Below are 12901 nucleotides of genomic sequence, written 5' to 3'. Positions count from 1 at the left end.
TGATCACCGGACGGCCTGGCGTGGGCAAGACCACGCTGATCCGTCGGGTGGCCGAAGCCCTCGGCGACCGGGCCGGCGGATTCTACACCGAGGAGATCCGGGGCCCGCAGGGTCGCCTGGGCTTCCGCCTGGTCACCCTGGACGGACGGTCCGCCCCCTTCGCCCACGTGGACTGGGCCGGGCGGGTTCCCAATCGGGTCGGGCGATACGGGGTGGATGTGGATGCCCTGGACCGTCTGGGCGTGGCCGCGATCCGCGAGGCCATCGCGGAGAAGGAGGTGGTGCTGGTGGATGAGATCGGGAAGATGGAGCTGTTCAGCCGTGCCTTCCGCGAGGCCCTGGAAGCGGTCGTCGCCAGCCCCCGCCCGCTGATCGCCACCATCACCCGGAGCCCCCACCCATGGGCCGACGCCTTCAAACGCCGCCCCGGCGTGGAGCTCTGGGAGCTCACCCCCGCCCAGCGGGAGGCGCTCCTGGCCCGCACGCTCCTATGGATTCAGCGGGTGCGATCGTCCGCATGAGAAGGCGCGGCAAGCGGGAGGGGACGGCGCTACCCCCGGATCGCCTCCTCCAGGATGTCCATCCCTCGCCGCACCAGCTCCCGATCCGCCTGGGCGCCCATGTGGCCGATGCGGAACACCTTCCCGGCCAGCGGGCCCAGGCTCCCCCCCACGGCCATCCCCCGCGCCCGCAGGCGGCGATCCAGCTCCGGCCAGGGCAGATCCTCCGGGACGTAGACCGCGGTGACGGTGGGGGAAGACCATTCCTCCCGTCGGGGGAAGAGGCGAAGCCCCATGGCCTTCAACCGCTCCCGGCAATAGGCGGCCACCTCCGCGTGGCGGCGGAAAACCTTCTCCAGGCCCTCTTTCAGCACCCGCCGGCATGCGACATTCAGGGCCGCCAGCGCGTGCCAGGATGGCGTGTAGGGGAACCAGCGGTCCTCCAGGGCGGTGCGGAAGGGGCCCAGGGCGTCGTAGCCCGCATAGTCCACCTCCCGCACGATCTCCCACGCCCGCTCGCTCACCGCCACGATCCCCAGATCCGGCAGCGCCGAGAGGCACTTCTGGGTGCCCACCAGGCACAGATCGATGCGCCAGTCATCCACCCGCAGGGGAACCCCGGCGGCGCTGGAGACGGCGTCGACGTAGAAGAGCGGCACGTCGTAGCGATCGACCAGCGCCCCCACCTCGGCCACCGGGTTGAGGATCCCGGAGGGCGTCTCACCATGCACCATGGTGACCATCTTCGGGCGGACCCGGCGGATGGCTTCTTCCACCCGCTCGGGATCCGCCGCCTCGTCGTAGTCGAATCCCACCACCTCGACCTCGGCGCCGATGCGGCGGGCCATGTCGGCGATGCCGTAGCCGAAGACCCCTGTGGCCACCGCCACCACCCGATCCCCGGGGCGCAGCGTGCTCTTCAGCGCTCCCCAGAGCCCTACCATGGCCTCCCCGGTCATCAGGACAACGGTGTTCCGGGTCCCCAGGATCGTCCGAAGCATCTCCTGGGTCTCGGCGTAGAGCGCATAATATTCCGGCTCCAGGTCCGCCGAGCCGTAGTCCTCCTGATAGGCCGCCCGGATCTCGGGCGGCACCGTCGTCGGCCCCGGAACCAGGGGGATCGCATAGGTGCGCATGGGGACGCCTCCATGCCCTTACCGGCTTTCGATCACAATGCGCTGGATCCTCCGTGGCGATCTTTTCTCACCATACGCTCAGCTCCGACATCTCATGGTTGTAGAACCACTCCCGGGCGAAGTCCACATCTTCTGGATCGGCGAAGGAGAGCAGCTCCCTCCAGATCGCTGGGGGGGACCGGCGGAGCCAGCGGATCCGCTCCTGCTTGCGCGCCCCGTCCTGAACCATGGCGGCCTCCCGTTCCATGGCCTCCCAATCCCCCTGGAACAGCGCGGCACAGGCGATCACCAGCCATCGATCGTTCATGGTGAGTCGGTGCACGTTCCCTTCCGGGTCCCATATCCTCATGATCACCTCCCCGCCCATGGGCGGCGGTGGCAGGATCGGTTGCAGCCCCCGCGCCGGGGCGGTCATCTCCGCAACCGCCTGCTCGATCCGCTCCGCCGTGATGGCCATCACCCGCCCTCGCTTCGCCAGGAACCGGTAGAGCCGCGCCGTGGTCCGCAGCATCCGGCGCTTGCGGGCCAGGGGCACTTCCCCCACATAGAGGTAACGCAAAAGGTGCATCCAGATGCTCAGATGATGGCCCGACAGATCGTCCGCGGATTTCAGCTCCAGCTCGCCCATCGCCAGGAGGAGATCCTCCACATCCTCCTCGGCATCCAGGGCCTCGCGGGGGCGGACGCTCTGCAGGAACGCGGTCAGATCCTCCAGGGGAAGCAGGGGGTCCTTCAGGGTCGCGTAAAAGGCCGTCAGCCGCCCGATCGCCCGTGTTGTTGCGGTCCGCGATCGGGCTTCCGGCGGGAGCACCGTGGGATCCTGCAGCAAAAGCGCCAGGGGTTCCCGGAGATCCTTCGGGGCGACGGCCACCGTCTGGTGCCTCCGGCCGGCCCGGGCCCGGCCGACGAAAAGCAGGCCCCGCACCCGCAGCTGCCCCAGGAGGGATTTCGGCGGATGATCCTCCCAGAACCATCCGTCTCCCTCGATGGAGCCGAACTCCCATTCCAGATCGGCCAGCGGCATCCAGCCGCCTCGCTCCAGGACCCGGGCCAGGGCCAGGCGGGCGTCCAGGGGGAGCCCCGTCACGATCTCCCGCAGCCGACCCGGATCCTTCAGACGGGCGGCAATGCGGGGGATCTCATCCCGCTTTCTTGACCGTTTTTCCCCGCCCACCTGCTGACCGATCGCGTGGATCCAGGGGGCTGGCAGGCCGTTCAGCAAATCGGTCAGGGAAGCGTCGACCCGGATGGGCCGGCGGTCCTGTTGCTCCCGCCGTTCTTCGCCCCATCGCCGGAGGAAATAGTCGGTGAGCTCCGGGCCAACGAAGCCGGTTTCCTCCAGCATGAGGATCGCCCGGCGTTCCTCCGGGCTGGCTCGTCGCGGGCGCAGCGTCATCTTTCATGCTCCTGACTCAGGATCTGCCCCGGGATCCGGCGGGTTGTGGGGGTTCCTTCCAGGAATGGAGGAAGGGCCTGGGAAGCCCCTCTGGCACATTTCCCCCGGCCATTTTACTGCACGGGTTTGCTCCATTACATCGCATGCCGCATCTTCGAAAATAAAACGCCGCAGCCGGAGGGCTGCGGCGTGGTGGGCGAGGAGGGACTCGAACCCCCGACCTCACGGATGTGAGCCGTGCGCTCTGACCACCTGAGCTACTCGCCCTTCCCTTGGCATTATAGCAGGATCCGGGCTTTCAGGCAACTGCCCTCTGGAGCAGGGAGAAAAACACCCGGGCGGCCTGGAGGAGTTCCAGAAGGGGGATGTGTTCCTCCGGCGTGTGGGCGAGGGCCAGGGTGCCCGGCCCGAAGACGACCGCCTGGGCTCCATATCGGGCGAAGGGCTCGGCGTCGGTCCAACTGGGCATCCCGCTGAAACGGACCGGGAGGCCGGCTTCGGTCAAGGCGGCGGCGAGCATTTGAACGGCCGGAGCCTCGGGAGGGGTCTCAAAGGGAGGGGAGAGATCCAGGATGCGCCAGGATGCCGGATGGCGGGCGAGCACGGATTCGATTTCCCCCACAAGGGTTTCCCGCGGGATGCCGGGGAGCCATCGGATGTCCAGGTGGAGCGCACAGCGATCGGGGATCACCAGCGCCCGTTCGCCGCCGTGGATGAACAGGGGGGTCACGGCCCCGCGGCCGATCCACGGGTGCTGGGCCTGGATGGAGGGGAGGGATTCCAGCTCCCGCAGGATCTCCAGCGCTTCCCGGATCGCGTTCCGGCCTTTCTCGACTACGGAGCCATGGGCGGGTTGGCCCTGGATCTCCAGCTCGAGCTCCATGGTCCCTGCCTCCGCGATGCGGATCGTCAAATCGGTGGGTTCGATCGCCAGCACCGCCTCCGGCCGGCAGGCCCGGGCCAGCGCTTCCGCCCCCCGTCCCATGTTTTCTTCATCCACCGTGAGGGCGATGCTGACCGGCGAGCCGGCCAGGCGTTCCGATCCCAGAAGCGCTAAGGCAGCCATCAGGGCGGCCAGCCCCCCTTTGACATCGGCGCTCCCCAGCCCGTAGATCCGGCCATCGCGTTCGATGGCCTCGTAAGGATGGGGGTGAGCCCGCGGAGGCACGGTGTCCAGGTGGGCGATGATCAACAGTCGAGGACAGGGCTGGGGATGGATGAGGAGATCGGGCCATGGGTGATCGGGAACTGGGAAGCGCGCGACGGGAAAGCCGCGCTCCCGGAACCAGCTCTCCAGGAAGGCGATCAGGGCGCCTTCCTCGCCGCTGGGCGAGGGGATCGCGATCAGCCGGGCGAGCAGGTCCTGCAGGAAAGATTCCAGGTTCTCCATGAGATCCATGCGCTTCCTCGCTCGGTCGGAGGTTGAGCAGCGGTCCATATAGGGCGTTTCCACGCGGCTATGTGCGATACTTCCCATTGATGGTCACATATTCATGGGAAAGATCGCATGTCCATACCCAGTCTTCACCTTCTCCCATATCCAGATCCAGAAGCACCCGGAAAGAGGGAGCCTGGAAGATGCGGCGGGCCTGTTCTTCGAAGTAAAAGGCAGGAGAGCCCCGGTCGAACAGCAGCAGAGGGGTCTCATCCCCCCGTTGGATCCAGAGGGAGACCATGTCCGGGTCGAAGGAAACACCGGCGGCTCCCGCGGCGGCGAGGATCCGCCCCCAGTTCGGATCCTCGCCATAGAACGCGGTCTTCACCAGCGGCGAGCGGGCGATGTGGCGGGCGATCCGGCGCGCCTCCTCCGGCGTGCGCGCGCCCCGCACCCGGATCTCGACGAACTTTGTGGCCCCTTCGCCGTCCTGGACAATGGCTTTGGCCAGCTCCACGCACAGATCCGTCAGGGCTTCCTCGAAAAGCGGTATGGAAGCTTCGTCCACCGCTACCCCCGCTGCCCCATTGGCCAGGATCATCACCGTATCGTTGGTGCTTTGATCTCCATCGATCGTGATCCGATGGAAGCTAACGTCCACTGCGGAGCGGAGGAGCGCCTGCAGGCGATCCGCGTCGATCTCCGCGTCGGTGGTGATCAGGGCCAGCATCGTCGCCATATGGGGGTGGATCATCCCGGCCCCCTTGGCCATCCCGCCGATGGTCACCGGGATCCCATGGAGCGTGAGGCGGCGGACCGCCATCTTGGGGCGGGTGTCGGTGGTCATGATGGCGCGGGCCGCGGCTTCGCCTCCCTCCTCGGAGAGAGCAGGGACGGCGCGCATCAGCCCGGCGCGGATTTTATCCACCGGCAGCGGGACGCCGATCACCCCGGTGGACATCATCAGGATCGTATCCGGTGGGAAGCCCAGGAGGAAGGCGGCAAACTCGGTCACGCTATAGACATCCGAAAGCCCGCGGGGGCCGGTGCACGCGTTGGCGTTCCCGGAATTGATCACCACCGCCCGGAAACCTGCGCGTCGCTGGAGAAGCATCGCCTGATCGTAGCGAACCGGTGCCGCCTTGATCTGGTTCGTGGTGAAGACCGCGGCGGCAGTGCAGGGGCGGGTGCTGGCCACCAGGGCCAGATCCAGCGCCCCGCTGGCTTTGATCCCACAGGCGACCGCTGCGGCTCGAAATCCCTGAGGCGCTGTGACGCTCATCGGGTTCCCTCCATGCGGGGTATCGCTCGTTCCGCTGCTCCGTCTTCCGATAAGCCGTTCGGTTGTGGCCCGGCGGGTTTTCCTGGGAAGCCATGGGGGGTAGAGGAACCCCCTTCGGCCTCCCATGCCCGCATCCCTCCCGCTCGTTCTTCGGTTAATTTTATGAGTTCATATTTTCAAACCGCCCAAGGCCGCCCCGCCGGGCAGGGCTTTTCGAAGATCTTACCCATCCCGCCTACGGCTTTCGGAAGACGCGAAGGCCGGGTTTGCCGGTGGTCCAGTCGGGTTAGAGCGATCTTGCCAGGATGATCCCATTTCGCGAAAATTTTATTAGATGTAAGATGAAGCGCTGCTGCGTGCGGGCTGCCTATGGGAGGATGGGGAGGGCCGGGCGCGTTGTCGAATGTTCTTGGCCGGCGCCCCGGATCCACTCGCGCGTTCCGAACCTGTCGATGGCGAGCGCTCGCTCGGGAGGTCCAATGGGCTCAGTGATTTTATACATCGAAGATAATTTTGAAAACCGATTGCTGGTTCGGCGGATCCTGGAGGCCGAGGGGTATCGGGTGGTGGAAGCGGAGGATGGGCCCAGAGGGTTGGATCTGGCTCGCTCCATGCGCCCCGATTTAATCCTGGTTGATCTCCATCTACCGGATATCGATGGCTATGAGCTGGTCCGCCGGTTCAAGCAGATGCCGCATCTCCAGGGGGTCCCCATTGTCGCCCTCACGGCCGATGTAATCCGTGGCACGCGGGAGCGCGCCCTGGCCACCGGGTGCGATGGCTATATCCCCAAGCCGATCGATGTGGACGCGCTGCCGGAGCAGATCGCGGCTTTCCTAAAGAGCGAGGAGGCGCCTCATGGCCGGTGAACCGATCCAGCATCCGGTGGATCCCCGCGAAGCGACGATCCTGGTGGTGGAGGACAACCTTCAGAACTTCGTGCTGATCGCGCGCCTTCTGGGCTATCTGGGGGTGCGGAACATCCAGTGGAAAGCCTCCGGCTGGCAGGTCCTGGAGTTCGCCGGACAGCTGCCCCGGATCGATCTCATCCTCCTGGACATCCATCTGCCTTATGAGGATGGCTATGAGGTGCTTCGCCAGATCCGCGCGGATCCCCGCTTTCAGGGAACCCGGGTGGTAGCCGTATCGGCGGAGGCCACCGAAGACAATATGCGGCGAGCCCGGGAGGCCGGGTTTGATGGCTTCATCGGGAAACCGATTGATCCCGACGCGTTCCCGGATCAAATCCGCCGCATCCTCGCCGGCGAGGGGGTGTGGACCCTCGGTTGAGGAGGAGGGAAGATGGTGACACTGGATTGGGGCTCGTGGCCCTTGCGCTGGAAGTTCCTGGCCGGCTTCATCCTGATCGTTCTGGTGAGCATGGTCGGAACGGTGGAGGTGACCCAGCGCTTGCTGGAGAACGCCCTGCAGCGTCGGATCGTGGAAGAATTCCGCGGGGTGGCCCAGGCCCAGCGGGCCGCTCTGGAACGGGAGCTCTGGCATCAGATTGAGCTGCTCAGCGGTTGGTCGGAAGAGGACACCCTGGTCTTCGAGGCGCTGGATCACTCCGCCCGTTATCTGGACCCTGAACGACGAGCTTATATGCTCCAGCAGGAGGAGTTGATCTGGAGAACGCAGCCTGACTCCGCGTTGCGGCATAATATCCTGCGGCGCCCCGCGGCCGATGCGCTCCGTAGCATACGAGGCCGGCTGAGCGGGCATCTTCATTTGCTCCTCACGGATTCCTATGGCACCCTGACGGCAGCCACAGAACCTCCCCGCGCCTATCGTTTCGATCAGGAGCCCTGGTGGCAGGCGGCCTGGAATCATGGACAGGGCGCGCCGTATATCAGCGATTTCCGGTTCGATGAAGACCTTCAGACCACCGTTGTCTATCTGGCGGTTCCTGTTTACCGTCGGGACACGCATCAGGCGGTCGGGGTGTTGCGGAGCGCCTACAGCGTCTCCCAGATCCTCGGCCTGTTGAACCAGTTTCAGACCGGACGCACTGGCCGGGCCTTGTTGCTGAATGCGGACGGCGCGGTCTTGCTGGATCCCCGCGGTATCTTGCAACGGGAACAGCGGCTTTCAGGTCTCCCTATGGGTCGCCAGGATCTGGCCCGCTCGGAGGGGGTTCTGCTCACTCCAAACTGGCTCATCGCCTACAGCCGTGTAGGTCCATGGATCGCCCATCAGCTTCCGTCGCTGGAGCAGCATGGATGGACGCTGGCAGTGGTCCAGGAGGAGAACGAGGCGCTGGATCCGGTTCGGCGATTGGGACGTCAGGCGCTGATCTGGATGCTGATCTTGGGCTCCTTTGCCATTGGCCTCGCCTTCCTGGCCTCCGCTTCCCTCACCCGGCCGCTTGGGGAACTGACGGAGGCGGCGCGGCGTATGGGCGCGGGGCAGCTCAACGCGCGGGTCCCGGTCACCTCGCGGGATGAGCTGGGGGTGCTGGCGGAAACGTTCAACGCGATGGCCCTCCGGCTGCGGGATCTCTATCAAAACCTGGAGCGCCGGGTGCAGGAGCGGACCCATCAGCTGCAGACCGCGGCGGAGATGGGTCGCGCGATCGCCTCGACGCTGGATCTGGATGAGCTCCTGCGCATGGCCGTCAACCTGATCCGGGATCGTCTGGGGTATTACCATGTCTCAGTGTTTCTAATCGATGAGAGCGGCCGGTGGGCCGTGTTGCGCGAATCCACCGGGGAGATCGGCCGCAAATTGAAGGAACGGGGGCATCGACTCGAGGTGGGCGGGCGCAGTCTCATCGGATGGGTGACGGCGAACGGGCGGCCCCGGGTGGCCCAGCGGACGGCGGAGGACCCTGTGCATTTCAAGAATGAGCTGCTTCCGGAGACCCGTTCGGAAGCCGCTTTCCCGCTGAAGATCGGGGATCGGATCATTGGCGCCCTGGATGTTCAAAGCACCCTCGAGGAAGTCTTTGATGCCGGCGCTGTCTCGGTGCTGCAGATCCTGGCCGATCAGCTGGCGGTGGCCATCGAGAACGCCCGGCTCTATCAGCAGGCCCAGGTGGCCCTAGAGGAGACCCAGGCCCTGTATCAGGCAACCCGGGATCTGACTGCTGCGACATCCATTGAGACAGCGGCTCGGGTTCTGCTGGCCCACCTTCCCATCCAGGGGGTGGACCGCTATATCCTGGCCCTGGTGGAGGATCCGGAGGCCCAGGGGGAGGAGCGAGCCCTTCAGGTCCGATTGATCTGGGATCGGGAACGGGGACTCCTCAGCGAACCCCGGCGGTATACGACGGCCGAGCTGCCGATCATCGCCTCGGAGCCTGCCCGGGAGCCCCTCTTGATCCCGAATGTAGCCACAGATCCATGGCTGGATGAGGTCAGTCGCTCCTTCTATCTTCGATACCGTGTCCATTCCCTGGCTCTCTTCCCCCTCTGGGCTGGCGATGCCTTCTGGGGCTGGCTGATCGCCCAGGGGGTCCAGCGCCCGCTGGAACTGGAGGATCGAGCCATTCGCCGGGTGCAGACGCTGGCAGACACCGCGGCCGTGGTGTTGCAGAACCGGCGCCTCTTTGAGCTGCTGGAGCAGCGGCTCCGGGAGCAGGCGTTGCTCTATGAGGTGGCTGCTTCTCTGGCAGAGGCTCCCGGGTTGGAGGCGTTGCTGACGCGGGTCTGTCGGGCTTTCGCTATGGGCCTGGGAGCGACCAGCGCCTATGTGGACCGCGAGTCTACGGATGGACAGGGCTTCTTTGCTGTCAGCGAGTTCTACGCTCCCGAAGCGGCTCCGGAGGAGCGCGTCTCTGACGTGGGCACTTATTATCGTTATGATGACTATCCGCTTTACGCCCAGATGCGCTGGACGCGGCAGCCGGTGGTGCTGCGCCGGAGCGAGCTGGAAGCTCGGGGAGCGCCGGAGGCCCAGCTCCTGGCCCGATATGGCGGTCGAACCGTGTTGCTGATCCCCCTGGTGGTCGGGGAGCAGTATTACGGGCATGTGGAAGTCTGGGACAGCCGGCGGGAGCGCTGGTTCTCGGCGGAGGAGCTCCGACTGGCTGCGGCGCTGGCGCATGGGGCGGCCCTGGCTCTCCAGCGGCAGGAGCTTTTCGAGGAGGCCGCTCGCCGGGCGCGCCTGTTGCAAGCGGCGGCGGAGGTCAGCCGGATCGCGGCCACCATCCTGGATCCAGACCGGCTGATGGCGGAGGCCGTCGAGCTCATCCGGGATCGCTTCGATTATTACTATGTGGGCTGGTTCGTTCCCGATGAGGATAGGAAATGGATGATGCTGGCCGCCGGCACCGGGGAGCCCGGCCGGATCATGAAGGAGCGAGGGCACCGACTGGAGATCGGCGGGCAATCCATGGTGGGCTGGGCAGCGGCCCATCGGCGGGCTCGCATTGCCCTGGATGTGGGCGCAGAGCCCGTTCGCTTCGCCAACCCCTTGCTCCCTTTGACCCGCTCGGAGATCGCCCTGCCGATGATGGTGCGCGGGGAGCTGGTCGGGGTCCTGGATATTCAATCCGAACAACCGGCCGCCTTCACCGAGGAGGACATCCGGGCCCTCCAGGTGATGGCCGATCAGCTGGCGACGGCCTGGCAGAACGCCCGGCTCTACGCCCAGGCTCAGGCCCGGGCTCAGGAGCTCGCAACGCTCCATCGCCTGGCGGTGGAGCTCTCCCGTTCTCTGAATCTTGTGGATATTCTGGAAACGGTCTGCCGGGCCTTCGTGGAGGTGCTCGGCGTGGATCACAGTGGAGCTGTGCTGTGGGAGAGGGGACAAGATGTCGGAGTGGTGGTGGCCGAGCATCCCCCACGGGGTTTCCTCGGGGTCCGGATCCAGATCGATAATGCCTTCACCCGGCAGGTGATGGAGACGGGCGAGCCCCAGTGGGCCTTCGATGTCCGTCAGGATGAGCGCCTGGAGGCCACCGGGCCTTTGCTGGCGGGCCTGGGGATCCACTCCATTGCAGTTGTCCCCCTGGTTGCCCGAGGCCAGGTGATCGCCACGGTGGGGCTGGATTATATGCGGGCCCATCATGCCTTCACGCCTGAGGAGCTGCGCCTGGCTCAAACGATCGCCCAGCAGGCCGCTGTCGCCCTGGAGAACGCGCTCCTGTATGAGCAGGCTCAGCGGCAGGCCCGGCGGATCCAGACGGCGGCGGAGATCTCCCGCATTGTGGCAAGCGTCCTGGAAGTGGAGGCGCTGCTGCAGCAGGCGGTGGATCTGGTGCGCGAGCGGTTCGATTATTACTATGTGGGCGCTTTCCTCCTGGACCCGTCCGGGGAGTGGGCGGTTCTGCGGGCGGGCACCGGCGAGGCCGGCCGGCAGATGGTCGCTCAGGGACACCGCCTGCGGGTCGGTGGGGAATCCATGATCGGCCAGGCATGCGCCCGCAGGCAGCCGGTGATCGCCCAGGATGTGAGCGAGGCGGAAGCTCGCTATATCAATCCCCTGCTCCCCGATACCCGCGCGGAGATGGCGCTGCCCCTGATTGTAGGCGACCGGGTCCTGGGAGCGCTGACGATCCAGGCGGATCGTCCCCATGCGTTCTCCCCGGAGGATCTCACGGTCCTCGGCATCGTGGCGGATAGCCTGGCGGTGGCCCTCCAGAACGCTATGCTCTACGAAGAGCAGAAGCGCACGGCCGAGCGCCTGCGGGAGCTGGACCGGTTGAAGACCCAGTTCATCGCGAACATGTCTCATGAGCTGAGGACGCCGCTGAACTCCATCATCGGCTTCAGCCGGGTGATCCTGAAGGGCATTGATGGGCCGCTGACGGAGGCCCAGCGGCAGGACCTCACGGCGATCTACAACGCCGGGCAGCATCTGCTCGGCCTGATCAATGACATTCTCGATCTCTCCAAGATCGAAGCCGGCCGGATGGAGCTCCAGTTCTCCGAAGTGGATATGCGAGAGATCATCCGCGGCGTGATGTCTACTGCGGTCGGCCTCGTCCGCGACAAACCCATCGAGTTGCGCCAGGAGGTCCCGGAGGATCTCCCACCAGCCTGGGCCGATGCTCAGCGGGCCCGCCAGATCTTGCTGAATCTGGTTTCCAATGCCGCCAAGTTCACCGATCGCGGCTTCATCGCGGTGCGCGCATGGGCGGATGAAGCTTTCGTGACAGTCGCTGTGCAGGACACCGGGATCGGGATCCCGAGGGAGAAATATGAGGAAATTTTCCAGGAATTCACCCAGGTGGAGAGCGGGACCACCCGGCGGTATGGCGGAACCGGGTTGGGCTTGGCGATCGCCCGGCGCCTGGTGGAACTGATGGGCGGCCGGATCTGGGTGGAGAGCGAGGTGGGGAAAGGCTCCACGTTCTTCTTCACGCTCCCGAGGGTTCGTCCCTCCGCTTCGGCGGAACGTCGCTCCGGCCGGCCGGTGGTCCTGTGTGTGGATGACGATCCGGGCGTGATTACTCTTTATCGACGCTATCTGGAGAAGCACGGCTTTGAGGTGATCGGCCTCACGGATCCCCAGGGCGTCCTGGAGGTGGTGCGGCGGGTTCGCCCGGATGTCATCACGCTGGACATCATGATGCCCCAGAAGGATGGCTGGGCCGTCCTTCAGGAGTTGAAGACCGATCCGGAAGCCCGCCGGATCCCCGTGATCGTCTGTTCCATCGTGGATGAACGAGGGCGGGGTTTCAGCCTGGGGGCGGCAGAGTATCTGGTCAAGCCCTTCACCGAGGAGGAGCTGCTGGAGGCCATCCAGCGGGTGGACGGCCGACCGGGGCCGCTCCGGGTCCTCGTGATCGATGATTCGGAAGCGGATCGTCAGCTCATCCGGCGGGTTCTGGAACGCATGGGCGGCTATCAGATCCTGGAAGCCTCCGGAGGGGAGGAGGGAACAGCCCTGGCCCGCCGAGAGCGGCCCGATCTGGTGATCCTGGATCTGATGATGCCGCAGATGGACGGCTTCATGGTGGTGGAGGCGCTGAAAGAGGATCCGGCGACCCGATCGATCCCGATCATCGTGCTGACGGCGAAGTCTTTGACCGAGGAGGATCGCCAGCGGCTGAATGGACGGATCGAGGCTCTGCTGCAAAAGTTCGGGGTGGATCCGGAAGCTCTCCTCGCGGAGATTGTGGAGGTGTTGCAAAAGCCCCGGTCCCCGTGAGCTTCCGACCTGGCCTTCGGCTTGGCACCCCATGTGGCTTGTGCTATCCTTTTTTCGTCGGAAGGCAGGAGGACACAGGCACCATGGTGGGAGGGAGCGATCTGGCTTTGAACCGAG

Annotated in this window: 8 protein-coding genes and 1 tRNA gene; 4 read left to right on the top strand and 5 right to left on the bottom strand. The window is 65.6% G+C overall.

Going from position 1 to position 12901, the window contains the following annotated elements:
• Window positions 1–521: NTPase (locus tag VAE54_RS06875; protein WP_322801208.1), on the top strand; the 521-nt coding region annotated here is incomplete at its 5' end.
• Window positions 522–550: 29 nt separating this feature from the next.
• Here VAE54_RS06875 and VAE54_RS06870 read toward each other — a convergent pair.
• The 5 genes from VAE54_RS06870 to argJ form a co-directional block, all read right to left on the bottom strand.
• Window positions 551–1636, bottom strand: a complete 1086-nt coding sequence (locus VAE54_RS06870; protein WP_322801207.1) for an alanine--glyoxylate aminotransferase family protein — start codon at window positions 1634–1636, stop codon at window positions 551–553.
• 67 nt (window positions 1637–1703) lie between these two features.
• On the bottom strand, window positions 1704–3032 hold the full coding sequence (locus tag VAE54_RS06865) for a hypothetical protein (RefSeq protein WP_322801206.1): 1329 nt from the start codon (window positions 3030–3032) through the stop codon (window positions 1704–1706).
• Between the two features lie 190 nt (window positions 3033–3222).
• Window positions 3223–3299: transfer RNA gene (locus VAE54_RS06860), tRNA-Val, on the bottom strand.
• A gap of 31 nt (window positions 3300–3330) precedes the next feature.
• Window positions 3331–4431, bottom strand: a complete 1101-nt coding sequence (locus VAE54_RS06855; protein ID WP_322801205.1) for a M20 family metallopeptidase — start codon at window positions 4429–4431, stop codon at window positions 3331–3333.
• A 58-nt stretch (window positions 4432–4489) separates the two neighbouring features.
• Complete coding sequence (argJ, locus tag VAE54_RS06850; RefSeq protein ID WP_322801204.1) at window positions 4490–5689, bottom strand: bifunctional glutamate N-acetyltransferase/amino-acid acetyltransferase ArgJ; 1200 nt, start codon at window positions 5687–5689, stop codon at window positions 4490–4492.
• A 479-nt stretch (window positions 5690–6168) separates the two neighbouring features.
• Here argJ and VAE54_RS06845 point away from each other — a divergent pair, with 479 nt between their 5' ends.
• From VAE54_RS06845 to VAE54_RS06835, 3 genes are read left to right on the top strand one after another with little or no spacing between them, the layout of a single operon-like run.
• Window positions 6169–6558 carry a response regulator gene (locus VAE54_RS06845; protein ID WP_322801203.1) on the top strand — a complete coding sequence of 130 codons (390 nt, stop codon included), beginning with the start codon at window positions 6169–6171 and terminating at the stop codon, window positions 6556–6558.
• Window positions 6548–6979: a response regulator gene (locus VAE54_RS06840; RefSeq protein ID WP_322801202.1), complete on the top strand. Its 432-nt coding sequence runs from the start codon at window positions 6548–6550 to the stop codon at window positions 6977–6979. The genes VAE54_RS06845 and VAE54_RS06840 overlap by 11 nt, the downstream gene beginning before the upstream one ends.
• A gap of 12 nt (window positions 6980–6991) precedes the next feature.
• Window positions 6992–12784, top strand: coding sequence for a GAF domain-containing protein (locus tag VAE54_RS06835; RefSeq protein WP_322801201.1), 5793 nt, complete (start codon window positions 6992–6994; stop codon window positions 12782–12784).
• Window positions 12785–12901 lie beyond the last annotated feature (117 nt).

This window comes from Thermoflexus sp. (assembly GCF_034432235.1).
Taxonomy (GTDB): Bacteria; Chloroflexota; Anaerolineae; order Thermoflexales; family Thermoflexaceae; genus Thermoflexus.
This window is presented reverse-complemented; position numbering and strand designations above follow the sequence as displayed.

What these genes read in the sequence shown, in the direction of transcription:
- VAE54_RS06870 (WP_322801207.1), bottom strand. Translation starts at nt 1,636, where the DNA reads ATGCGCACCTATGCGATCCCCCTGGTTCCGGGGCCGACGACGGTGCCG.
- VAE54_RS06865 (WP_322801206.1), bottom strand. Translation starts at nt 3,032, where the DNA reads ATGACGCTGCGCCCGCGACGAGCCAGCCCGGAGGAACGCCGGGCGATC.
- VAE54_RS06855 (WP_322801205.1), bottom strand. Translation starts at nt 4,431, where the DNA reads ATGGATCTCATGGAGAACCTGGAATCTTTCCTGCAGGACCTGCTCGCC.
- argJ (WP_322801204.1), bottom strand. Translation starts at nt 5,689, where the DNA reads ATGAGCGTCACAGCGCCTCAGGGATTTCGAGCCGCAGCGGTCGCCTGT.
- VAE54_RS06845 (WP_322801203.1), top strand. Translation starts at nt 6,169, where the DNA reads ATGGGCTCAGTGATTTTATACATCGAAGATAATTTTGAAAACCGATTG.
- VAE54_RS06840 (WP_322801202.1), top strand. Translation starts at nt 6,548, where the DNA reads ATGGCCGGTGAACCGATCCAGCATCCGGTGGATCCCCGCGAAGCGACG.
- VAE54_RS06835 (WP_322801201.1), top strand. Translation starts at nt 6,992, where the DNA reads ATGGTGACACTGGATTGGGGCTCGTGGCCCTTGCGCTGGAAGTTCCTG.